The sequence below is a fragment of the Pseudomonas sp. NPDC087598 genome, assembly GCF_044743525.1.
GTDB lineage: Bacteria > Pseudomonadota > Gammaproteobacteria > Pseudomonadales > Pseudomonadaceae > Aquipseudomonas.
This window is the reverse complement of record NZ_JBIUWQ010000005.1, coordinates 132,807-155,674: the sequence shown is the minus strand read 5'-3', so window position 1 is coordinate 155,674 and position 22,868 is coordinate 132,807. Positions and strand designations below refer to the sequence as shown.

General features: G+C 56.7%; 26 protein-coding genes. 11 read left to right on the top strand and 15 right to left on the bottom strand.

The genetic code is table 11. The features are described 5' to 3' along the window. Positions 1 to 91: 91 nt before the first annotated feature. From ACIOWE_RS05085 to ACIOWE_RS05065, 5 genes are all read left to right on the top strand, one after another. Positions 92 to 595 carry a VOC family protein gene (locus ACIOWE_RS05085; RefSeq protein ID WP_401388138.1) on the top strand — a complete coding sequence of 168 codons (504 nt, stop codon included), beginning with the start codon at positions 92 to 94 and terminating at the stop codon, positions 593 to 595. 35 nt (positions 596 to 630) lie between these two features. Beyond that, positions 631 to 1,464: a helix-turn-helix domain-containing protein gene (locus ACIOWE_RS05080; RefSeq protein ID WP_401388135.1), complete on the top strand. Its 834-nt coding sequence runs from the start codon at positions 631 to 633 to the stop codon at positions 1,462 to 1,464. Positions 1,465 to 1,562: 98 nt separating this feature from the next. Continuing rightward, positions 1,563 to 1,865 carry a helix-turn-helix transcriptional regulator gene (locus ACIOWE_RS05075; RefSeq protein WP_077572353.1) on the top strand — a complete coding sequence of 101 codons (303 nt, stop codon included), beginning with the start codon at positions 1,563 to 1,565 and terminating at the stop codon, positions 1,863 to 1,865. Positions 1,866 to 1,926: 61 nt separating this feature from the next. Further along, entirely contained in the window at positions 1,927 to 2,910 is a 984-nt protein-coding gene (locus tag ACIOWE_RS05070; protein ID WP_401388132.1) for a zinc-dependent alcohol dehydrogenase family protein, read from the top strand. 21 nt (positions 2,911 to 2,931) lie between these two features. Then, positions 2,932 to 3,240 carry an antibiotic biosynthesis monooxygenase family protein gene (locus tag ACIOWE_RS05065; protein WP_401388129.1) on the top strand — a complete coding sequence of 103 codons (309 nt, stop codon included), beginning with the start codon at positions 2,932 to 2,934 and terminating at the stop codon, positions 3,238 to 3,240. Between the two features lie 153 nt (positions 3,241 to 3,393). On the opposite strand, the gene ACIOWE_RS05060 is transcribed toward ACIOWE_RS05065, so the two are convergent. The 3 genes from ACIOWE_RS05060 to ACIOWE_RS05050 form a co-directional block, all read right to left on the bottom strand. Then, on the bottom strand, positions 3,394 to 3,981 hold the full coding sequence (locus tag ACIOWE_RS05060) for a LysE family translocator (protein WP_401388126.1): 588 nt from the start codon (positions 3,979 to 3,981) through the stop codon (positions 3,394 to 3,396). 215 nt (positions 3,982 to 4,196) lie between these two features. Then, on the bottom strand, positions 4,197 to 6,434 hold the full coding sequence (locus ACIOWE_RS05055) for an ATP-binding protein (RefSeq protein ID WP_401388123.1): 2,238 nt from the start codon (positions 6,432 to 6,434) through the stop codon (positions 4,197 to 4,199). After that, a complete protein-coding gene (locus ACIOWE_RS05050; protein WP_401388120.1) occupies positions 6,431 to 7,045 on the bottom strand; it encodes a biliverdin-producing heme oxygenase in 615 nt (204 codons plus the stop codon). The genes ACIOWE_RS05055 and ACIOWE_RS05050 overlap by 4 nt, the downstream gene beginning before the upstream one ends. Before the next feature lie 273 nt (positions 7,046 to 7,318). Between ACIOWE_RS05050 and ACIOWE_RS05045 the strand changes: the two genes are divergently transcribed. After that, on the top strand, positions 7,319 to 7,939 hold the full coding sequence (locus ACIOWE_RS05045; RefSeq protein WP_401388117.1) for a LysE family translocator: 621 nt from the start codon (positions 7,319 to 7,321) through the stop codon (positions 7,937 to 7,939). Here ACIOWE_RS05045 and ACIOWE_RS05040 read toward each other — a convergent pair. Beyond that, positions 7,936 to 8,349 (bottom strand): VOC family protein, encoded by a 414-nt coding sequence (locus tag ACIOWE_RS05040; protein WP_401388114.1) that lies wholly within the window; start codon positions 8,347 to 8,349, stop codon positions 7,936 to 7,938. The two genes, ACIOWE_RS05045 and ACIOWE_RS05040, sit on opposite strands and share 4 nt — an antisense overlap. Before the next feature lie 55 nt (positions 8,350 to 8,404). Continuing rightward, a complete protein-coding gene (locus ACIOWE_RS05035; protein WP_401388111.1) occupies positions 8,405 to 9,403 on the bottom strand; it encodes a bile acid:sodium symporter family protein in 999 nt (332 codons plus the stop codon). An 83-nt stretch (positions 9,404 to 9,486) separates the two neighbouring features. On the opposite strand from ACIOWE_RS05035, the gene ACIOWE_RS05030 reads away from it, so the two are divergent. Further along, complete coding sequence (locus ACIOWE_RS05030) at positions 9,487 to 10,275, top strand: helix-turn-helix domain-containing protein (RefSeq protein ID WP_201237861.1); 789 nt, start codon at positions 9,487 to 9,489, stop codon at positions 10,273 to 10,275. On the opposite strand, the gene ACIOWE_RS05025 is transcribed toward ACIOWE_RS05030, so the two are convergent. Continuing rightward, positions 10,276 to 11,220 carry a Dyp-type peroxidase gene (locus ACIOWE_RS05025; protein WP_401388107.1) on the bottom strand — a complete coding sequence of 315 codons (945 nt, stop codon included), beginning with the start codon at positions 11,218 to 11,220 and terminating at the stop codon, positions 10,276 to 10,278. A 194-nt stretch (positions 11,221 to 11,414) separates the two neighbouring features. On the opposite strand from ACIOWE_RS05025, the gene ACIOWE_RS05020 reads away from it, so the two are divergent. Together ACIOWE_RS05020 and ACIOWE_RS05015 are read left to right on the top strand one after the other, a co-directional pair. Next, entirely contained in the window at positions 11,415 to 12,407 is a 993-nt protein-coding gene (locus ACIOWE_RS05020; protein WP_401388104.1) for a TerC family protein, read from the top strand. Between the two features lie 6 nt (positions 12,408 to 12,413). Next, the gene (locus tag ACIOWE_RS05015; RefSeq protein WP_401388101.1) at positions 12,414 to 13,289 is read left to right on the top strand and encodes a hypothetical protein; all 876 of its coding nucleotides are present in this window, start codon (positions 12,414 to 12,416) and stop codon (positions 13,287 to 13,289) included. A gap of 59 nt (positions 13,290 to 13,348) precedes the next feature. Here the strand turns inward: ACIOWE_RS05015 and ACIOWE_RS05010 are convergent, their stop codons facing one another. Both ACIOWE_RS05010 and ACIOWE_RS05005 read right to left on the bottom strand, forming a co-directional pair. Beyond that, positions 13,349 to 14,449, bottom strand: coding sequence for a polyamine ABC transporter substrate-binding protein (locus ACIOWE_RS05010; protein WP_401388098.1), 1,101 nt, complete (start codon positions 14,447 to 14,449; stop codon positions 13,349 to 13,351). 388 nt (positions 14,450 to 14,837) lie between these two features. Further along, the gene (locus ACIOWE_RS05005; RefSeq protein WP_401388095.1) at positions 14,838 to 16,244 is read right to left on the bottom strand and encodes a purine-cytosine permease family protein; all 1,407 of its coding nucleotides are present in this window, start codon (positions 16,242 to 16,244) and stop codon (positions 14,838 to 14,840) included. A 324-nt stretch (positions 16,245 to 16,568) separates the two neighbouring features. Between ACIOWE_RS05005 and ACIOWE_RS05000 the strand changes: the two genes are divergently transcribed. Together ACIOWE_RS05000 and ACIOWE_RS04995 are read left to right on the top strand one after the other, a co-directional pair. Next, complete coding sequence (locus tag ACIOWE_RS05000; RefSeq protein ID WP_401388092.1) at positions 16,569 to 17,054, top strand: flavin reductase family protein; 486 nt, start codon at positions 16,569 to 16,571, stop codon at positions 17,052 to 17,054. 145 nt (positions 17,055 to 17,199) lie between these two features. After that, a complete protein-coding gene (locus tag ACIOWE_RS04995; RefSeq protein ID WP_401388089.1) occupies positions 17,200 to 18,243 on the top strand; it encodes an LLM class flavin-dependent oxidoreductase in 1,044 nt (347 codons plus the stop codon). An 82-nt stretch (positions 18,244 to 18,325) separates the two neighbouring features. Here ACIOWE_RS04995 and ACIOWE_RS04990 read toward each other — a convergent pair whose 3' ends face one another. The 7 genes from ACIOWE_RS04990 to ACIOWE_RS04960 all read right to left on the bottom strand — a co-directional run bounded on the left by ACIOWE_RS04990 (position 18,326) and on the right by ACIOWE_RS04960 (position 22,810). Continuing rightward, on the bottom strand, positions 18,326 to 19,333 hold the full coding sequence (locus ACIOWE_RS04990; RefSeq protein ID WP_401388086.1) for a glycosyltransferase family 2 protein: 1,008 nt from the start codon (positions 19,331 to 19,333) through the stop codon (positions 18,326 to 18,328). A gap of 277 nt (positions 19,334 to 19,610) precedes the next feature. Continuing rightward, positions 19,611 to 20,144 carry a hypothetical protein gene (locus ACIOWE_RS04985; RefSeq protein ID WP_401388083.1) on the bottom strand — a complete coding sequence of 178 codons (534 nt, stop codon included), beginning with the start codon at positions 20,142 to 20,144 and terminating at the stop codon, positions 19,611 to 19,613. 202 nt (positions 20,145 to 20,346) lie between these two features. Continuing rightward, positions 20,347 to 20,679, bottom strand: a complete 333-nt coding sequence (locus ACIOWE_RS04980) for a hypothetical protein (protein WP_401388080.1) — start codon at positions 20,677 to 20,679, stop codon at positions 20,347 to 20,349. A 169-nt stretch (positions 20,680 to 20,848) separates the two neighbouring features. Further along, on the bottom strand, positions 20,849 to 21,253 hold the full coding sequence (locus ACIOWE_RS04975) for a hypothetical protein (protein WP_401388077.1): 405 nt from the start codon (positions 21,251 to 21,253) through the stop codon (positions 20,849 to 20,851). Positions 21,254 to 21,554: 301 nt separating this feature from the next. Then, complete coding sequence (locus ACIOWE_RS04970) at positions 21,555 to 22,016, bottom strand: hypothetical protein (RefSeq protein WP_401388074.1); 462 nt, start codon at positions 22,014 to 22,016, stop codon at positions 21,555 to 21,557. Beyond that, complete coding sequence (locus tag ACIOWE_RS04965) at positions 22,016 to 22,315, bottom strand: hypothetical protein (RefSeq protein ID WP_401388071.1); 300 nt, start codon at positions 22,313 to 22,315, stop codon at positions 22,016 to 22,018. The genes ACIOWE_RS04970 and ACIOWE_RS04965 overlap by 1 nt, the downstream gene beginning before the upstream one ends. Before the next feature lie 144 nt (positions 22,316 to 22,459). Next, positions 22,460 to 22,810 carry a hypothetical protein gene (locus ACIOWE_RS04960; RefSeq protein WP_401388068.1) on the bottom strand — a complete coding sequence of 117 codons (351 nt, stop codon included), beginning with the start codon at positions 22,808 to 22,810 and terminating at the stop codon, positions 22,460 to 22,462. Positions 22,811 to 22,868 lie beyond the last annotated feature (58 nt).

Genomic DNA, 22,868 nt, shown 5'->3' with positions numbered 1-22,868 from the left:
GCGCCAATTTGTCGATCTACGGCACCGCCAGTCGACCAAGGACTGACTACGCTGTTAATCCTGCGTGTCTAACCTGCCGAGGATGACTGCCATGCAACGCTTTCAAAAACTCACACCGTGCCTGTGGTTCGACGATCAGGCCGAAGCCGCCGCGAAGTTCTACTGCGCGATCTTCGACCATTCGAAAATCACCGGCCTGACCCACTACAGCAAGGTTGGCCAGGAATTTCACGGCAAGCCGGAAGGTGCGGTGATGACCGTCAGTTTCGAACTCGACGGCCAGACGTTCACCGGGCTCAATGGCGGGCCGATGTTCAAGTTCAGCGAGGCCATTTCGTTTCAGGTCAATTGCCAGAATCAGGAAGAGGTTGACCACTTCTGGGGCAATCTGTCCGAGGGTGGTCCCGTCGAAGCCCAGCAATGTGGCTGGCTCAAGGACAAGTTCGGGGTGTCGTGGCAGATCGTGCCGGTGGCGTTTATGCAGATGATGCAGGACCCGGACACCAGTAAATCCCAGCGCGCGATGCAGGCCATGTTCCAGATGAAAAAACTCGACATTGCCGAACTGGAGCGGGCCTTTGCCGGCCAGAGCTAATACACTCGGGCGCTGGCCTGCCGGGAATGACGTTGATGAAACACGCTGCCGCGAAAAACCCTGAGAAAGCCCCGCGCTTCTGGCGCGACGACGCCCTGCCCTTCATCGAGGCGCGGGCGATCGCCGATGGTCGCGAGGTGTGTTACGCCCGGCATTCCCATGCGCATTTTTCGATTGGCGCGATCACCGCCGGGCGCAGCACCTATGTGCATGAACAATCGCAGTTCGAAGTCGCGGCGGGCACGGTGGTGCTGATGAATCCGGGTGATGTGCATGCGTGCAATCCGATCAATGATCAGCCATGGTCGTACCTGATGCTGTACGTCGAAACGCCATGGCTGACGGACCTGCAACATCAACTGGGCTTCAGTGCCGAGCTTGAGTTTCGCCGGTTTTCCGCCACGCATCTGCAGGACCCTGGATTGTTTCGCGACCTGATCGCGCTTTACGACGTATTGGTCGATGAGCAACAGGATGTCTTGCGCAAACAAAGCGCGGCAGTGGAGTTTTTCAGCGATCTGCAATTGCGCCTGAACCCGGCAGAGCATCCGTTGCGCGAGCCGAATTTCAAGCTTGAACGCGCCGCCGATTACATCCGCGAACATTGCACGGATCTGCTGAGCCTGGATGACATCTGCCTCGCGGCGCAGCTGTCGCCGTCGTACCTGATTCGTGCGTTCAAACAGCATTACGGCTTGACCCCGCACGCGTTTCTGGTGAACCAGCGCATCCAGTTCGCCCGTGGGCGTTTGCGCAGTGGTCAGTTGATCGCCGATGTGGCGCTGGAAGCCGGGTTTGCCGATCAGGCGCATTTTCAGCGAGCGTTCAAACAGCATCTCGCGGCGACGCCGGGCCAGTATCGCGGCTGACACTTCATCTGAAACCCACAGCGTCAGATGACAGCATAATGCGCATGACCCTCGCATTGAAATATTGACATATCGGTAAATTTCGATATCTTCGCGGCATGGAACTACTCGAAATATTCAAAGCCCTCTCGAACCGTACACGCCTGGAAATCCTCAAAGGCTTGAAGGACCCCGAGAAACACTTTCCTCCCCAGGATGAAGGTGACGTGCACACAGTGGGCGTTTGCGTCAGCAGTATTCAGGAAGGCGTCGGGCTGTCGCAGTCGACGGTGTCCGATTATCTGGCGACGCTGCAACGCGCCGGCCTGGTCGAAGTCAGGCGCATCGGGCAGTGGACCTACTACAAACGCAACGAAGCAGCGATCAGTGCGCTGGCCGAGATCATCGGCAGCGAGCTGTAATTTTTTGCCCCATGATATCGAGATTTCCCGATATCCCTTTTTACCGAAACGAGGAAATGCAATGAAAGCGATGGTCCTTACATCATTTGGCGGCGCGGAATCGTTCAAACTTTGCGACGTCCCCACACCAGTTCCACAAGCGGGAGAAGTGCTGGTCCGGGTTCACGCCACCTCCATCAATCCGCTGGATTATCAGGTCCGTCGAGGCGACTACGCCGACCTGTTGCCCCTCCCCGCCATCACCGGGCACGACGTCTCCGGTGTCGTCGAAGCCATCGGCCCCGGGGTGACGGCTTTCGCGCCGGGCGACGAGGTCTGGTACACCCCGCAAATATTTGACGGGGCAGGCAGCTACGCCGAATACCACGTTGCGGCCGAAAGCATTGTCGGGAAAAAACCTGCTGCGCTGAGCCACCTTGAAGCGGCAAGCCTGAGTCTGGTTGGCGGAACGGCGTGGGAAGCACTCGTCGTGCGGGCGGCACTCAGGGTCGGTGAAAGCATTCTGGTGCACGGCGGTGCGGGTGGCGTCGGTCATGTCGCGATCCAGTTGGCAAAAGCCATCGGCGCGAAGGTCTTCACCACCGTGCGTGAAGCCAATGCCGAGTTCGCACGGCAGATGGGCGCCGATGTGCTGATCGACTACGAAAAGGAGGATTACGTTGACGCGATCCTGCGGGAAACCGACGGTCGCGGCGTCGATGTGGTGTTCGACACCATCGGCGGCAACACCTTGTCACGCAGCCCCGACGCGCTCGCTCAACTGGGGCGTGTCGTTTCGATCGTGGACCTTGCCCAGCCACAGAATCTGATTCAAGCCTGGGGCAAAAACGCCAGCTACCACTTCGTATTCACCCGGCAGAATCGCGGCAAGCTCGATGAGCTCAGCGCTTTGATCGACCGCGGGCAGTTACGGCCGCACGTGGGTGCGGTGTATTCGCTGGCCGACATCGGGCTTGCCCATGCCCGGCTGGAAACGCCCAACAATGGGATTCAAGGGAAAATCGCGATTGCTGTTGCGCCGTCATCCCGGCTCGCCGATCGCTGAACTCACTTCGAGGACAACACCATGATTTACGAGATTGCGCTGCTACCCGTTCACAAAGGGCAAACTGAAGCTTTCCGGAAGGCATTTGCCAAGGTCGAACCCTTGCTCAGCCGCGCCAAGGGTTACGGCGGCCACTTGCTCGCGCAGGGGATCGAAACGCCCGAGGTGTTCAATCTGATCGTGCGCTGGCAATCGCTCGAGGATCACACGCCGGGCTTCGAAGCGAGTGAAGATCATCAAATCTTCATGCTGGGCCTGGAGAACTATTTTTCGGACGAACCGAAGGTCTATCACATTGAGGGTGGCGCTTTTCAGCAGCCGTTCAACTAACTTGCGGCGGCAACGCCCGGTAGCGATGGCGACTGAATCGTAAGCTGAAAAAACATCCCCTGTGGGAGCGAGCCTGCTCGCGAATGCTGTGTGTCAGTCACTGGATGTACCGACTGAATCAACGCATTCGCGAGCAGGCTCAATCCCACAAGGTCAAGTGAATAACAGGTAGATTGCGCTCAACGCCAACAACAGCGCCATGCTCCGATTGAACAGGCGCATGCCTGCGGGATTCCCCAGATACCCGCGCAAGAACGTCCCGGCATATACCCAGCAACCCACCGACACGTAGCAGATCACCAGATACACCGCCGCAAACTGCCACACCAGCCGCGCCTCGCCATCAGCGACAAACGCGCCCATTCCGGCCACGCAGGCCAGCCAGGCTTTGGGGTTCAGCCATTGCATCACCGCGCCATAGAGCATCGAAGGCGCCCGTGCCGAATCGCCGGTGTTCAGTTGCCCGTCATCGCTGGCGAGCTTCCAGGCCATGAACAGCAGAAATGCCACCCCCGCCAGTTGCACCACCCGTGTCATGAAGGGCCAGAGTTTGAGCACTTCATGCAGTCCCAGTCCCATCAGCACCAACAGCAGCACAAACCCCAGCGTCGCCCCGGCGACATGCCGCTGACTGGCACGAAAACCGAATTGCGCACCGGAACTCAGCGCCACAATGTTGACCGGCCCGGGGGTGATGGACGCGGCCAGGGCAAACGCCGCCATCGAAACAATCAGACTCATCGCACACCTTCTTCAAAACCAGGAACAAGGCGCTCACCCTAACCAGCGCCTCACCCCCGGGTATTGAAGAAAATCGCCCTGACAATAAATCCCTTTCCTTGGAGCTGCCGAAGGCTCGGGCCGCGATCGGACGATCTTTTGATTTTGTTTTAAGAACAAGATCAAAAGATCGCAGCCTCCGGCAGCTCCACAAGGGGGTGTGGTGGTTCTGGTGATCAGTCCAGGCGCGGCACGGTAAAGCGGAATTCGCTGCCCTGCCCCAGCTCGCTTTCGGCGACGATATGTCCGCCATGGGCCTCAACGATGCCTTGGGTGATGTATAGGCCGAGGCCAGTGCCGGTCGGGTTGCCTTCCTTCATCGTCCAGTAACGGTCGAACACATGTAGCAAGTTTTCCTTGGAAATGCCTTCACCACTGTCGCGCACGGTGAAGACGATTTCGTTGCCGACGCACTGGGCAGATACACCGACCGTGCCCAGGCGCGGAGTGAACTTGATGGCGTTGCCGACCAGATTCGACAGCACCTGAAACAGCCGTTCCGGGTCGGCATGGATGCGCAGGTCCGGATCAGCCGCGAAGGAAATGCTGATGTCCTTATCCACCGCCAGTGGTGCGAGCAGCGCCTGCGCCTCCTCGAACATCTGGCTGACGTCGAGCTTCTGCGGCGTGATGCTGTAGCGTCCGGCGTCAATTTTCGAGGTGTCGAGCAAATCTTCCAGCAGCGTATTCATGCGCCCGGCAGCCTGTTGCATGGTGTCGATGGCCGTGGAGATTCGCCGCGAAGTGTGCGGACCATCGGAGCTGAAGGCCTTCTGCATCATGCCGCAGAGCATTGAGATGACGGTCATAGGATTGCGCAAATCGTGGGATACCACGGCGACCAGTTCGTCACGGGCGCGCACCGCTTCCTGCTCTCGACGCACCTGACGCGCGAGGTCGTTTTCCAGCGCCGAGCGGCGCAAATCATTGGCCGCGAACAAGTCGCCATGGCTCCACTTGGTGGAGATCCCGGCCATCTCGACTTTCCAGATTTCGAACGAGGTGCGCGGGCGCAGACGCAGCCCGGCATCGGAATTTTCCAGATCCAGCGGCTTGCGCGGATCGCCGCTCCAGTTGATGTTTTCCTTCACTTCCGGACGGAACCACAGCACGCCGTTGTCCACCGGTTTCGGCAGGCTCATGGCAAGTACACCGCTGGCCACTTGCTGATACTGCGCGGCCGGTGGAAACACACTGGCCAAGTGGTGACTGGCGAAAACCGGCTCGCCGATTTCCTGCAACCATTTGTGCAACGCACGGATTTCATCCGGTTCCGGGCAGTTGCCGTAACGGTGCAACTGCTTGTCTTCGATGATCGCGATACCGCCGGCATTGGCCAGCGCCATGAGCACTTGCGGCTGATTGGCCAAACCATCGAAGACGTTCTGCGGCGAATCGATCATCGCCTGATTGAGCAGCGCCAGTGCCTCGACTTTTTCCTCGCGCTGACGGCTGACTTCCAGCGCCTCCATCGCGCTGATCTGCAGCGACAGCACCTGGCCGATGGTTTGGCACGCGGTGCGCAGTTCATGCGGCACATGCAGCGGCTGACGATTGCCGCAACTGATCAGGCCCCAGAGCTTGTCGCCCTTGAGCAGGGAAATGCTCATCGACGACAACACACCCATGTTCTTCATGTACTGGCAGTGGATCGGCGACACGCTGCGCAGGGTTGCGAAGCTCAGGTCCAGCGGCGTTTGCGTGTCCGGACGCAGCTTCGGCACTAGCGGCACCGGTTGGTAGTCGGCGTTGGGGATGATCCGCAGCCAATTGGTGCGGTACAACTCGCGCGCCTGCTCGGGAATGTCCGAGGCCGGGAAGAACAAGCCATTGAACACTTCCATCGACGGGTCGGACGCTTCGGCGATGACCTGACCGTGGCCCTCCTCCTCGAAACGATAGATCAGCACCCGGTCGTAACCGGTCATGGCCTGGATTTCCTTGACGCTGATGTCGTACAGCGCCTGCAGCGACTTGGCCGCTTGCAGACGCTGGAGCATCCGCCCCAGATTCGTCTGGTTGCCGGCGACATTACGCGGCTGGAAGTTCTCGACGTGGATCTCCAGTTCCAGAATCAATACACCCTGATGCCGGTGCAGCAAGCCTTCGAACGCGGTGCCGTTGAGATGGAAATGCAGCGGCGGCGCATCGAAAAAGGCCGGTTGCTGCAAAGCTTCGCGGACCTGGCTGGTATGCACATCGCCAAGCAGGCTTTGCAGCGGTTGGCCAATCAACGCTTGCGGAGCCTGACCCAGCAAGGTGTCGACGTTGGCGCTGACCTGAATGATCTCAAGTGCAGGCTCGCTCAGGGTCAATAGCAAGCCATGCGGCTGGATCGCGCCGGGAAAACGGATCGGCTCGTCGGCACAGTTGGCCAGCAGTTCTTCAAACGCTTCTTTGTCTTGCGGGGTCATGCCAGTACCTCCCGGCGTTCGAGCCAGTGCTCGAAACAGCTGAATGTGGTTTGTGCAGCGTGCACGACGGCTTCGCGCTCGACGGCGGCCATCGGGCGATTGCCCAGGTATTCGATGAAATCTCGCCAGCGGCGACCGGTGGCGGCGCCGTAGATGTCGAGAAAAGCCGCACCGTTGTCGGCTTCCAGGCCGAGCCGTGCGGAGATTTCCCGGCGCAGGATCTGCCCGCCGAGCGTTGCACCTTCGAGCACGTACAGCACACCCAGGCAGGCCGCGCTCGAATCAATCACCGGCAGTTGCGCGCAGATCGGCAGATTTTCCAGGATTGGCGGGGTAACGCCCAGCGCTTGCAGGTCGCTGCGCAGGGTTTGACTCTTGAGGCGTGGCGTCAGGTCGAAATCGTCGGGGACTGCCCCACTGCGCTGCAAGGTGCTTTCCAGCGGCAAATAGAAACCGTAATAGGCTTGCATCAGGCGCAGGAAGGCCGGTGTATCGAGGGTATCGGAGAAAAATGGAAGGCGTTTTTCCAGCGCAATGTGCAGCTCGGCGGTGCCGGCTCGCAGGTCTTGCAGCACTGGTGGCACATAAACTTCACGGGCCTTTGCTTGCATGTATATCGCTCTTGGTGGGGCCGCCTGGGGCCATGCGGGGTTCGCAACAGAAGGGCGGATCTTACAGGGCATACGCCCTTGTTGACCGGATAGATAGCTTTATTCGCCCAGACCAACCCCTCTGCCCCATACAGAGTCGTCTTGCATGCGGAAAGTTCTACCCGAAGACCAACGCTGCCAGCCGCTGTACCGCGACAGCGGCGCATGACTGTATGGGTCAGGCCAGCGTGAGGCCGTGATAAAAATGCGCTTCCCGTCACCGGAGCCCGCAACATGGATCTCGCCACGCTTTCGTTGTTTCTTCCGGCCTGTTTCGCCCTGAACATGGCCCCCGGCCCCAACAACCTGCTGTCGGTCAGCAACGCGACCCGCTATGGCTTTCGTCGCGCCTGCTCGGCGGGGATCGGGCGGATTCTGGCGTTCGCCGGGATGATCGCCCTCGCCGGCGCCGGGTTGTCGGTGGTGCTGCAAACCTCGGAATGGCTGTTCCATGCGATCAAGATCATTGGCGCGGCGTATCTGTTGTACCTGGCCTGGCAATTGTGGCGGGCCAATCCTGAGGCTGAACAATTGAAGAAGGGGGCGGCAGTCGGCTTCTTCGCATTGGCCCGGCAGGAGTTCCTCGTCGCAGCGGGTAATCCGAAAGCGATCCTGCTGTTCACCGCGTTCCTGCCGCAGTTCGTTGACCCTGCCCGGCCGGTGCCGGCGCAATTCGCCGTGCTCGGCGTGCTGTTTCTGCTGCTGGAATGGATCGCCATCAGCGCTTACGCGTGGATGGGCCTGCACATGCGCCGCTGGTTCGCCGAACCGCGCGGCAAACGCCTGTTCAATCGTTGCTGCGCGGGATTGTTGTCGGCGGCGGCTTCAGTGCTGTTGATGGCAAAACGGGCCTAAGCCACGGACGGGCCTTTGAGCTCGACCTGATTGCCGTCCGGATCGAAGCAGTACAGCGACAGGCCGTTGCCCTCGGCACCGAAGCGGGTGGCGGCTTTTTCGACACTGAGACCGTGGGACTGCAAGTGCGCGGTCAGCGCCGCTTCATCGAAAGGTTCGATGCGCAGACAGAAGTGATCGACATTGCGTCGCTCGGCACCGGCCGCCCCGCCGCCCTTGCGGCCAAGTTCGCCCGCCAGGTCGACGAGATCGATCAGCGACGACCCGGCGCGCAAATGCACCAGACCCAGCGGATCATTGCGTTTGACCACGTCGGCGCCGAACACCTTGGCGTAAAAGTCGATGCTGCGCTGCAGGTCGGCGACGCGCAGCACGATGTGATCAATATGTTGAATCGAAAACGGATGCATAAACCCGACACCTCACAAACCTTGAGCAGCCTGCGGCAGTTCCAACAGGTTAGCGTTACGGATCGACTTGTGCCATCAACTCAGGCACCGACTCCGGACGTTTCGCATAGCGCTGCGCAAGCACCGCGCAGACCATCAATTGAATCTGATGGAACAGCATCAATGGCAGGATCAACACACCAATGGTGCTGCCGGCGAACAACACCTGCGCCATCGGCACGCCGGTCGCCAGGCTCTTTTTCGAGCCGCAGAACAATATGGTGATGCGGTCTTCCTGACTGAAGCCGAACGCTTTGCCCAACAGCGTCGACGCCAGCAATACCAGCGCGAGCAAGATGCAGCAGACCACCACCAGCCCGAGCAGTTCGAAGAGCGGAATCTGATGCCAGATGCCTTCGTTGACCGCTTCGCTGAACGCGCCGTACACCACCAGCAGAATCGAGCCCTGATCGACAAACTTCAGCCAGTTCTTGTTGCGCCCTACCCACGCGCCGATCCAGCGCCGGGCGATTTGCCCGGCAATGAATGGCAGCAGCAGTTGCACGCTGATTTTCAGGATTGCATCGAGAGTCGAGCCGCCGTCGCCATGCACGTTGAGCAGCAACGTCACCAGCAACGGCGTGAGGAAAATCCCGAACAGGCTGGACGCTGCTGCGCTGCAAATCGCCGCCGGAATATTACCCCGCGCCAGCGAGGTAAAGGCAATCGCCGACTGCACGGTGGCGGGCAATGCGCACAGGTAAAGCATGCCCATGTATAGCTTGTCACCGATCAGCGGCGACAGCAGCGGTTTCAGCGCCAGCCCCAGCAGCGGGAACAGCACGAAGGTCAGGCTGAACACCAGCAGATGCAGGCGCCAGTGGCCGGCACCGGCGATGATCGACTCGCGGGAAAGCTTGGCGCCGTGCAGGAAAAACAGCAGCGCGATGGCGATATTGGTCAGCCAGCCAAAGCCGACCGCGACCTGACCGCTGGCCGGCAGAAAGCTTGCCAGCAGCACAACGCCGATCAGCGTCAGGGTGAAATTATCGGGAAGGAATCTTGGGCGCGTCATGATCTGTTCATCCGGGGTTGCCAGGGCGTGCCAGCGACTTTAACGTGACAGGCAATTACCGACTAACGCCGAAGAGCCGACAGATGCCGCCTAAAGGACAGGACAAAAGCGTTCGACGCAGCATTCCCGGGCTGCCCAGCCTGCCGCGTCCTCTGTACGGTCGTACCGAATCGCTGCCCAATCGCGCACTGACCCGGCGTCACAGCCATCCGTGGGTGCAATTGTCTTATGCGATTCAAGGCGTACTGGAGGTGCAGACCAGCGCCGGACGTTTCGTCGCGCCGCCGGAGCGTGCGGTGTGGATTCCGGCCGGCGTACCGCATCGCGTATTCAGTTCGCCGCACACCGAGATGCGCAGCCTGTACATCGATTGCAGTGTCGCCTCGCGGGAGATCGAGCGCTGTCATGTGCTCGGCGTCAGCGATCTGCTCAGGGAACTGATCCGCGCCTTCAGCCAGGTGCCGGTGGAATACGATGAGCGCGGTGCTCACGGGCGCCTCGCCCAGGTTATCCTCGATCAACTGGCCGACGCGCCACACATCGACCTGATGCTGCCGCTGCCCCAGGACGCCCGTTTGCGGCAGATCTATCAGAGCCTGGAGCAACACCCGGAACAACAGACCACGCTGAGCCACTGGAGCGACAAATTCGGTGTCACCGAAAAGACCCTCACGCGCCTGTTTCTGCGCGATACCGGCCTGACCTTTCGCGCCTGGCGCCAGCGTTTGCGCCTGCTCGGTGCGCTGACGCCACTGGAGAAAGGCGAACGCGTCACCGACGTCGCGCTGGGCTGCGGTTACGACTCGACGTCGGCGTTCATCGCGGCGTTTCGTCAGCAGTTTGGTGAGACACCGGGGGAGTTTTTCCGCTGATCAGCGATCGGCCAGCGCTTCCAGCAAGTCGGCGGACGGCACAAAGTACAGGCTACCGGTCACCGCGGTGCTGAAGTCCAGCAGCTTGTCGTAGTTGCCCGGCGGTTTGCCGACAAACATGTTTTCCAGCATCTGCTCCATCGGCTCTGGCGAACGCGCATAGCCGATAAAGAACGTACCGAACTCCCCGGCCCCAGGCCGGCCGAACGGCATGTTGTCACGGAGGATTTTCACCTCCTCGCCGTCTGCTGTGGTGATCGTCGTCAGCGCACTGTGGGAGTTGCTCGGTTTGACCGAATCGTCCAGTTCGATATCGGACAATTTCTTGCGCCCGATCACGCGTTCCTGCGCCTCGACGCTCAATTGGTTCCACGCGTTCATGTTGTGCAGATACTTCTGCACCAGCACGTAACTGCCGCCGCTGAAGTCCGGATCCTCATCGCCGACGATGGTGAAATTCACGGCTTTGCGCCCGACCGGGTTTTCCGTGCCGTCGACAAAACCGATGATGCTGCGCATGTCGAAATAGCGGAATCCCTGAACCTCATCGACCACGGTCACGGCATCGCCCAGCGCTGCCATGATCTGCGTCGCCAGTTCGAAACACAGATCCATTTGATCGGCACGGATGTGCAGCAGCAAGTCACCGGGGGTCGCGGGGGCGTGGCGCCCTGCCCCGCCAAAATCACGAAATCCGTGGAGTGACGCCGGACGCGGGCTGCCGAAAAGACGATCCCAGGCATTCGAGGAAAAACCGCAAACGCAGGACAGATTGCCTGCCGGTACGCGTTTGCCCACCGATCGCACCAGCCCGGCGAGATCAGCGCACCAGCCTTTTACGGTGTCGCTCGCTTCGGTACCGGCATTGAGTGTCGCGACGATAAAAATCGCGCTGCTGGTGATCGGACTGCACACCGCTTGAGGTTCCAGAGTGTCATCGGTCATCGCTGAAAGTACCGCTCCGTAAGGGTTGCGCCAGGGGCGCGCACCGGTAATCGAGGAAGGGTCGGAATACTGCAGGGGCCGACACTTCGTTTTTAACGAACTCTGCCCCAGAAATAAACGATTTTTCTTTGACGCAAACCCGTCGCTAGCATGGCTTCGTCAGACCCTCATCAAACCAGACAGGGAGCGCGAACATGCCAGCCACGCACATCAATATCGGCGAACCGTGGATGTGGGGCGCCTTCATCGTTTTCGTTCTGGCCATGCTGGCATTGGACCTGTTCGTGTTCGGAGGACGCAAGGCGCATCGGGTGTCAGTGCGCGAAGCCTTGTCCTGGGTCATTGCCTGGTGCTTGTTGGCACTGTCGTTTGCGGGCCTGCTCTGGTGGTATCTGAACGGCGAGTTCGGCGGCGAAATTGCCCGGCAAAAGACTCTGGAGTTCCTCACCGGCTATCTGATCGAGCAGTCACTGTCGATCGACAACATGTTCATCTTTGTGATGATCTTCAGCTACTTCGCCGTGCCACCGGAGTTACAGCGCCGAGTTCTGCTGTACGGCGTGCTCGGCGCAATCGCGATGCGTGCGGTGATGATTTTCGCCGGCGTGTGGCTGGTGTCGCAGTTCGAATGGCTGCTGTATGCCTTCGGCGTGTTCCTGATCATCACCGGGATCAAGATGCTGGTGTTTGCCGATCAGCAACCGGATCTGGACAACAACCCGTTACTGCGCTGGGTGCGCGGGCATTTACGGATTACCAGCGGCTTTCATGGCGAGCGGTTTTTCGTGATGCAGAACGGCGTGCGCTGGGCCACGCCGATGTTTCTGGTGCTGGTGCTGATCGAGGCCAGCGACCTGATGTTCGCGGTTGACAGTATCCCGGCGATCTTCGCCGTGACCACCGATCCGTTTATCGTGTTCACCTCGAACATCTTCGCAATCATGGGCCTGCGGGCGCTGTACTTCCTGCTGGCGGACATGGCTGACCGCTTTCATTTGCTCAAGTACGGATTGGCGATTGTGCTGGTGTTCATTGGCGGCAAGATGACGCTGATGCCGTGGTTCCACATGCCGGTGGAGTGGTCGCTGGCGGTGGTGGGCGGGGTGATTCTGGGGTCGGTGCTGCTGAGCTTGTTTATCAGCAAGGACGGCGAGAAAACCGACGGGGTCCGACAAAACCCGAAATGATCAGGCATGAAGCCCCTGCGTACCGGCTGTGAGCTACAGTTAAACGCTGCTGTTCCCCCGACATGGTTGCTGATCGTGCTCACGCACAGGGAAGTTGAAAACATGAAAAAGCATCCGGCCAATACCTACCAACCTGACATCTGTTTATCGTTGACCTCGGAATGGCTCACGCAAATGATGGACAGTCCCGAGACGGCAATACAGTGGTGCCAGCAAGCTTCACTGGCCGAAGAAAAAAGCGCATTTTATGTCCGGCATCTCAAGGAGCAAGCGGTTCTGAGCAGTAGCGCGCTGCTGCAGCAACTGAAGGATGAGCAAGCACAACGCGTGAGAAGAAAGCAGGAAATCGAACAATTCGGACAAAGTATCGCTGAGCGCACCGACGCCCTTAAGCGGTTACCACCGGAAGAGCAGGATATTGAACTGCTGAAAAAAGACCTTTCAGCCTACAAGATCATGGCTGCCACCTTTGCGGCCGAAGAGGTGGATTTTCTTCGGCAGCAGAAACCAATCACTGAGTCACTCGCCAACAAAACCACGGACAAGGTCAAACTGCAGGAGCTTCGTCGATTGAAGGTTATCGATGAGAAAACTCCCGCCACCCTGGACACGCTGACCACAGAGCTTAGAAAACTCGAGGACACACCTCGTTATTACTTGCTCGGTGTCAAAGCCAAAACCACCGCCTCTCATGCCATCGCCATTGTCAGCACTAAAAGCTCATGGTTGTTCGGATCTAACGGGCAACTTTATTACTACGATCCCAATTTACATCTGATGGTGATCTGGAATGGTCGGGACGAACTGATCGGTTTCCTTGAACGCTCGCTTTTGCAAGACTACCAATCGGTCAATCACATCTGGCAGATGCAAAGAATCTGAATCACCGCCAGATGCTCCTGCGCATGGGCAACCGCGATTGCCCATGCAGGACCGAGCCTCTATTTATCGGATTTGATACTGGTCCAGACTCGGGTGCGTACGCGCTCAAGCTTCTGCGGCAAAGGCTGGACGACGTAAAGGTTTTTCAGCGCTTCGGGCGTCGGTGTCAGGTTCGGATTGCCGGTGATTTCCTTGTTGATCAACGGCATCGAATCCTTGTTCGCATTCGGATAACCGAGGAAGTCGCTGATCGGCGCGATGACTTTCGGATCGAGCAGGTTGTTGAGGAATTCATGGGCCTCGGCGACGTTCTTCGCGCTTTTCGGAATGGCGAAGGTGTCGAACCAGATCGGCGCGCCTTCCTTCGGCAAGCGCCAGTCGACCACCACGCCGTTGCCCGCTTCTTTGGCGCGGTTGCCGAACTGGTAGAAGCTGCCGGAGTAACCGATGGCCACGCAGATATCGCCATTGGCGATGTCAGTCATGTATTTGGCCGAGTTGAAGTAGGTCACGTACGGACGAACCTTGAGCATCAACGCCTTGGCTTTTTCATAGTCGGCAGGGTTTTGGCTGTTCGGGTCGAGGCCGAGATAATGCAGGGCCAGCGGCAAGATCTCCGATGGCGAATCGAGCATCGCCACGCCGCAGGATTTGAGCTTCTCCATGTTTTCCGGTTTGAACACCAGATCCCAACTGTCCACCGGCGCGTTGTCGCCCAGTGCAGCCTTGACCTTGGCCGGGTTGAAGCCGATCAGCACGGTACCGACCATGTAGGGCACGCCGTACTGGTTGCCGGGGTCGTTCTTGTCCAGCAGCTTCAGCAGCTCCGGATCCTGGTGACTCCAGTTCGGCAACTTGGACTTGTCGAGTTTCTGGAACACACCGGCCTTGATCTGCGTATCGAGGAATTGGTTCGACGGCACCACCAGGTCGTAACCGGAGTTGCCGGTCAGCAGTTTGGCTTCCAGGGATTCATTGGTGTCGAAGGTATCCCAGGTCACTTTGATGTTGGTTTTCGCGGCGAAATCCTTGGGCACGGACGGCAGGATGTAATCCGCCCAGTTGTACACCCGCAGTTCGCGTTGCTCGGCGTGCACGGCGCTGGCCAGCAGCGTCAGCCCACACACGGTGGCACCCAGAATACGTTTCATCGTGACCATGGTTGTTTCCCCAAAAAGCGGCGTGAGTTCGATGGTTTTTATGTTCTGTACACGGCAGCGGCGTTAAAGGTAGCCGAGGGCAAAAAGGTCTGGCATCTCGTTATGGCTTTGATTCTTGCTGACCGCGCACACGGATCACAGTGGGGGATTGGCCAAAAGGGGATCGATGTGGCCATTTTGAATGACCGCCGGAATGCGGAAGAGAGGTCGGCATGGCTCTGATGCTGTGTAGCCAGGTGACAGTGTGAGCGAAGATTCATTGTGGCGAGGGAGCTTGCTCCCGCTGGACTGCGCAGCAGGCCCCTGCTTTTGGGGCGCGAAGAGCAAGGTCCGCTTCGCGGCCCAGCGGGAGCAAGCTCCCTCGCCACAGTTTTACTGGCTGAATGATTCAGTCTGTGTAACCCAACCGTGCAGCCCTGCTTTGCTCGGTCTGGCCGCGAGTTGCCAGGCAGTAATACAGCGGAACGGTCACCACCAGGCCGACCAGCCACGACAGATCCGCACCATCGACCAGGTTGGCGTAAGGCCCGACGTACAGCGAGGTATTGGCGAACGGCAGCTGCACGATGATGCCGATGAAATAGGCAACGATCGCGTGCAGATTGAAGCGCCCGTAAATCCCGCCGTCGGCACTGAAGATCGAGGTGATGTCGTAGTCGCCGCGCTTGATCAGGTAAAAGTCGATCAGGTTGATCGACGCCCACGGCACCAAGACCAGCAACAGCGCAAGAATCAATCCGATGAACTCGGAAATGAAATCCGCCGACGCCCCGAGCGCCACCACACAGCAACCGGCCAGCACCACGCTCGACAGCATCACGCGCACCTTGATGCTCGGCGTCCATTGGCTGGCGAAGGTCTGGATCGAGGTGATGATCGACAGCACCGCGCCATACAGATTCAGCGCGTTGTGGCTGATGATATTCAGCAGGAACAGCACCATCAGAATCGGCCCCAACCACCCCGTCGACTGCTTGACCGCAACCATCGCTTCGGTGCCTTCCGGAGTGGCCAGCACGGCCACTGCGCCGAAGCTGAACGACAGAATCGTCCCCAGCGTCGCGCCCAGATAGGTCGCCCAGAACGGCTTGGCAATGCCGATATCCGCCGGCAGGTAACGCGAATAATCGGACACGTACGGCGAGAAGCTGATCTGCCAGATGATCCCCAACGACACCGTCTCCAGCCAGCCGGACAGGTTGAAACTGCCGCGAGTCAGAAAGTCAGCCGGCAAGTCATGGGCGAAGATGTAGATGAACCCGGCCAGCAACGCACTGCCCATCACCCAGGTGCCGATGCGATTCAGCGTATGGATGAAGTTGTAGCCGATCACGCCGATCGCCGTAGCGGCCAGCGCGCCGATCAAGATGCTCAACGGCGCGGGCACCGACGGCGCAATGCCGACGATGGATTTACCCGCCAGCACGATGTTGGAAATGAAGAAACCGATATAGATGATCGCCGCAAAGAACACGATCAGCAGCGCGCCATAACGCCCGAACTGGCCACGGCTCTGGACCATTTGCGGAATGCCCATGCGCGGGCCTTGCGCCGAGGCCAGAGCGATCACCACACCACCGATCATGTGCCCCAGCGCAATCGCCAGCAGCCCCCAGAACAAATCGAGATGGAACACCTGAACCACCATGGCGCCGGTGACGATGGGCAGTGGCGCAATGTTGGTGCTGAACCAAAGAGTGAAAAGGTCGCGGGCCTTCCCGTGGCGTTCCGCGAGTGGGACGTAGTCGACCGTGTGATTCTCGATCAACGGATCTTGCCGGGACATCTGGGACATATGCATGAACTCGAGTTTGTCTGTTCTTATCGTTGTATGAAGCCAAACCGGGGGGACTTTCGGGCCGCCCCTTAGATGCCGACCATATTATGGTATTCCAAACATTTCACAAGACTGATCCGTAGTTTACGACGCCATCTGATACGCCATCCTCGCTGATGCCGCGGCGTTCCTGCCAGCCGAAAGCCCCATAAACACTGAGTTTCCGACGAACGCGGTACGTTTATCGGTTCAGCTTAAAAGCCCTTGCAAAGATAAAATAGTGGTATACCATCAGACCAACAAACACATAAAAACAGCGTCACAATACCCGAGGATCGTCCAATGATCGATGCGGCCATCTATAAACAAGTCATGGGTTCGTTCCCGTCCGGCGTCACCGTGATCACCACCCTGGATGACGACGGACAGATCGTCGGCCTGACCGCCAGCGCTTTCAGTTCGCTGTCGATGGACCCGGCCCTGGTGCTGTTCTGCCCCAATTACAGTTCCGACTCCTATCCTGTCCTGATCAAGAACAAGCGTTTTGCGATTCATGTCCTGTCCGGCAGCCAGCAGAGCGAAGCCTACGCCTTCGCCCGTAAAGGCAAGGACAAGGCGCAAGGTATCGAGTGGACGCTGAGCGAGTTGGGCAATCCGATCCTGGCCAATGCAACAGCTATCATCGAGTGTGAGTTGTGGCGCGAATATGAAGGCGGCGACCACGCCATCATGGTCGGCGCGGTGAAGAACCTCATCGTTCCCGAACAGATCGCCGGGCCGCTGGTGTACTGCCACGGCAAGATGGGCGCCCTGCCCGTCCTGGCCTGACCTCAGGCAAACACATCCCATGTAGGAGCGAGCCTGCTCGCGAAAACGGTGTATCAGCCGCCGATGTGTTTTCTGACACGCCGCCATCACAAGCAGGTCGCCCTTACAGGTTTCGCCTCAACAACAAAAGATCCGAGGAAGCGTCATGAAATTTTCCCTGTTCATCCACATGGAACGCTGGGACGAAAGCGTCAGCCACCGCCAACTGTTCGAAGACCTCACCGAACTGACCCTGATGGCCGAGGCCGGCGGTTTCAGCACCGTGTGGATCGGCGAACACCACGCCATGGAATACACAATCTCGCCGAGCCCGATGCCGCTGCTCGCCTACCTCGCCGCGAAAACCACCATCATCCACCTCGGCGCCGGCACCATCATCGCGCCGTTCTGGCATCCGCTGCGGGTCGCGGGCGAATGCGCGTTGCTCGACGTCATCAGCAACGGCCGCATGGAAGTCGGCCTCGCCCGCGGCGCCTACCAAGTTGAATTCGATCGCATGGCCGGCGGCATGCCTGCCTCATCCGGCGGCCAGGCGCTGCGGGAAATGGTCCCGGTGGTTCGCGCCCTGTGGCAAGGCGACTACGCCCACGACGGCGATATCTGGAAATTCCCCACTTCCACCAGTGTGCCGAAGCCGATTCAGAAGCCGAATCCGCCAATGTGGATCGCCGCCCGCGACCCGGATTCGCACAACTTCGCCGTGGCCAACGGCTGCAACGTGATGGTCACGCCGCTGATGAAGGGCGACGAAGAAGTCCTCGACCTGAAGAACAAATTCCAGACGGCGCTGGACAACAACCCCGACGTGCCGCGCCCGCAATTGATGGTGCTGCGTCATACGCATGTGCACACGGCTGATGATCCGGATGGCTGGAAAATCGGCGCGAAAGCCATCTCCCGTTTCTACCGCACCTTCGATGCGTGGTTTGGTAACAAGGAGACGCCGGTCAACGGCTTCCTCGCGCCGAGCCCGGAAGAGAAGTTTGCCGGGCGTCCGGAGTTTGAACTGGAGAGCCTGCACAAAACGGCGATGATTGGCACGCCGGAAGAGATTATTCCGCGGATCAAGTACTACCAGGAACTGGGGGTGGATGAGTTCAGTTTTTGGTGTGATAACAGCTTGCCGCATGAGGAAAAGAAGAAGTCGTTAGAGTTGTTTATCAAGCATGTGGTGCCGGCGTTTCGTTGAAAACCGTGTACAGGCGCAATAAAAAGGGGCGAATTCATCGATATGAATTCGCCCCTTTTTGCACTTTTCAGCGAGTGAAAAACTAACCCTGAACGGAGCCTTTTCGACTCCTGCGCAGCTGCTTCAACGTGAAACGCAATTTGCGCACCCCGTGAGCAATGCGCGGAAACAGCAGTGTCCAGCGAGGATGCACCACCACCCCGCAATCGCGGCTGTCTTGCCGAGTCATCGAAGTGATCTGCTGCGGCAACGGCACACCGTACTTGATGCACTTGGTGATCAGTGCATCGACATTGCGCTCCATGAAATTAAGCGCCACTTCACGTCCGGCATTGAACGAGCCGACATGTTTCTTCAACGCTGCCAGGGTGTCGCGATACGCGGCATAACTGCCCATCACGTACTCGACATCCTTATGGCTTTGCGTCAGCGAGCCGCTCCTGACCCGTTGAAAGTAATAGTCCGCCGCGGTGGCAAACGTGGCGTGGCTGTGCAGATAAATGTTCATGCTGAACACATGATCTTCGTGAGCGCGCCCTTCCAGCCGCACCGCGAAACGCTCGCACACCGAACGCTTGAAAATGTACTGCCACGTCGCCGCGTGATACTTGCCGGACAGAATCAGGTCCTCCAGCAAGTCGCGTCCGGCATCGAACCAGCCATTGCGACTGGCGGCGGTGTTACGTCGCAAGAACTGCTTCTTGCCGTCCACTTCAGTGTACGAACGCTTGGAAAAATAGAACAACTCCAGCGCCGCGTTGGCCTGAACCTGCTCCACCAACGTACTGAACAGCTCAGGGCTGACGACATCGTCCGGATCGCAGAAGAACACATACTCCCCGCTCGCCAGCGCCAGGCCGTTGCGCCGTGCTGCACCCACACCCTGATTATCCTGGGTCACCACTTTGACTTCCGCACGATGACCAAAGCCTTCCTCAATGACGCCAAGTGTGCCGTCGGTCGAGCCGTCGTTGATCAGGATGATTTCATGCAACGGCACGGCCTGGTTGATCAGCGAATCGAGCGTTTCAGCGATGTAGGACTCAACGTTGTACGTGGGAATGACGACGGAGATTTTCGGAACAGACACGTTGTTGAGCACCTGAAATGACGGCGTAGGCCGATAACGGGAATTATTGAGGCTAGGTTGACGTGCGGAGAACGCAGGAAGGCACGTTTAAACGACCCACGGCAAAGCGATGCCAAAATGATGGCGCATCATAAATGGTCACCGTTGGGACGTCAAAGAGCGCGAGTAGCGTTACTGCGACATTTCGTTGCTGAAGTCACTGTTTGCGCCGAAATGAAATGGGTTAAACGAAGGGCGCTTTTTACAATACTGGCTGAATGTAATTCGCCCCCTTCGGTTAATAACGAATCCACTTCCACGTAGAAATCAACTTCGAGCTTTCAGGATCAACCAGACATAAAAACTCTGGATTTTTTCCTATTTCGTTGACCAAGACCCCTAATGCGGGCTGGGCATCTTGCGTTACATCTTGATGGACGGCACCTATGTAGCTGCCTTCGCCATGAGGATTTTCAAGTTGATAACGTAAAGAGCCATCAACATTATAAATTGCCGCATTATGAGGAAAGCCAAAGAACCAAGGCGCATCAGGACAATCAAACTTTGATGGCTCATCGTTAAATACCACCAAGACGCCAGTCCTATCCGGCAATATGCAAGGAACACCTGCAGCACGGAACAAAACTTCCGAGTCGCTATCCGAAACTAAATATGTTCTTATCTCTACAACCTTGCTCACACTAACGTGTTGAACTTGAGCTTTTCGAACTTCAAAATCAGTTCCACGACCCTGCCAGTCATAAAAACTCTCAGAGATTTTTCCATCAGCATGCACTATCACTTTCCTTACACGCTCGATAAGATTTACCATTCTCACAACCTCAAAACATTAGCATTCTAAATTTTAAAGAGAGTCGACACATAAAAACGCGGCAGATTTATTTTTCAATCAAGAAATAAAACACACCCCCCTTTCGCGCCACCCCCTCAACTCCAAAAGAATTCAACGCTACACGACCCACCTCTTGGATCCAATTGCGACGATACATCTCCCCATACAAAATCATAAGCTATTAGAATTTCATTTTTTTCTGAGGAATACCAAACCATTCATTTAATAGGGCGTCGTGCTTGATCTTTAGTCCTTCGAGATCACGCCCATCACCACTTATCAACGCGAACCCAAATTTTTTCAGACAACCTTTGAAAAAACTGAAGTTCACATTAACTTGGCGACCTAAAATGCAATGATTCCAACTGGAAAACAGCATCCAGCCATTACCCATATCTATTTCACCATCAAACTTAACACCCTGTTCAATAAGCGCAGTTAACGTTAAATCTTTTCCAATCTCGATATGATTATCTAGACAAATACACCCACTTTTAATATCTTGCCTAGTCACGACACCACCTCTTAAATGGAATTGAATAAAATGGAATCAACACATTCTCAAAATTTGGAATAAACATTTGTGAAGAAAACGGGCACAGGCCACGTTTTCTTGAATAAACTTCAAATCCGTGGCCCGCCCCCTTTATCTAAACGTGGCCTGCCCCCATTTACACAATACTTTAACGATCTAATACTTTAATACTCAAATGTTCGCAAGCATCATTACCCGCGTCATAATACCTGTACAGATCAGCATCAGGCCAAACCTCATCGTATGCCGTCAGCACACCTCGCAGTGCTTCACTCCGCGGATCTTGTGAGGGATTCATTTTCGAAACTACAAATTCTTTTATTTCAGGCCATTGCAACTCCCGCATACAGAAAGCCACAACTTCAAACGGGGAGTTATTAGACATCAATACCTCCTCAAATCGCGATACAAACAACTCCCTCCGCTCAATGCTGGACTTAACAAATTCCAAAATTCTCACCATTGACATCTCATACGAAATATCGAACTCTTCGCCAAACGCGGCCATAGATTTATCGCAAAGCATGTCAAATTCTTTAAGAACATCGTTCATTTCGGCACCCATGCACGTATTCTAACTTGTAGAAAGAGGACAGACTACGTTTTCGGGGAAAACGGGGACAGACCACGTTTTCGGAGTACTTTCTAAACGTGGTCTGTCCCCATTTATTCTCCCAAGCATCACTACTCGCGTCATAGTATCTGTACAGATCAGCATCAGGCCAAACCTTATCGTATGCCGTCAGCACACCTCGCCACGTTATCGGGGTGCTTTTAAACGTGGTCAGTCTCCTTTATCTCCCATAAAAAATAAACCCGCCCCCCTTTTCAGCCCTCGCTCCATAAATTCAACTTTAAGACTTCGCCACCAAGGTCACTTTCCACAATCGACCATTTTCAGAAAACTCCATCCGCAAGTCATGCGTAGGTAGCTCATATTTACTCCACTGGTGAATCAGGCCAATCAACATATCGACCTTGGCTGGCCCACCCTTGTCGGCAGGACCTAATTCTCTCACGACATCTTGAGCTACCCAAGCTTGAGCCACGCGATCAAGCACATCTGCACTGTACGCCGAATAACCCTCGTGAGGCTGCACAAAAAAATGGATATGATTTAATTTCCCTGAGCAAAACCCAAACTCCAACCCGGATCTTATAAACTTATAAAATACTGTTTTCCCATCCGGATCATTATAGCTGTCCGGCGTTTCGGAAACAGTTGGCGGTTCTTGAACTTTCCTCCAGAGATCTATAACAACCGGCCCATGCTCATCCTGCCCAAGAGATTGAATACAGTCAGACCATAACTTCATTATTTAATAACTCCCGCTGCACGATTTCGATCCACGGTTTTCTGAATTGTCTCATCTACGAGTTTTGAGTCATATCCTTGGTTATTGAGATTTTCTCGCAGTGCATTTGTGTCGCGGCACACTGCTCCGCACAGATCCGTCGCATCTTGTTGAACCCGCTCCCGAGTATTTTTAGAAAAACGGGGACAGACAATAGAAAAACGGGGACAGACCACGGTTTCGGAGTGCTTTCTAAACGTGGTCTGCCCCCATTTATTCATTCGTCCGAAACCAGCCTGCCAGTATCTATCCAGCGACATCACTTTTTCTCCCGCCAAGTAACACTGCAGTTTGCACAGGTGTCAACTATAGCGTTTTCGTAGTTCCACCCTAATCTCTAACGCCACGCGGGGTGGAGGGGGCAACGCACTGTTAAAAATTACCAGCCCAGCCCTTTTACCCCTTCAGATGAACTTTAGAATTTTCAGGTCATGTCGAAACGACTCTAATTCACCGGCAGGCACTCCGGCCAAAATATTATCAATTCCATTTTTGGTTATTTGCTCTTCAAGCAATTGGCGCGTGCGGGAACACCAATCGTGATGCCATCCACCAGATAGAACCACCAAAATTACCCGCCACATGAAGTTCTCTACCGGGCGTTCAAATACGTTTTCAAATTGATAATCGACATAACCCAGGATCTGCTCATGAGGCGACCCCTTCGTCACCGCATGATCTCGGCATCCCTCGTAATAGCACTCCAGCGCCCATGATTTAAGGGTTTCATACGTAACGCGCTCTTCGTGCAACATCTCAGATTCCTTTTTTCTTGGTTGGACGAATTACACCACCATTATCGAAAATATTGAC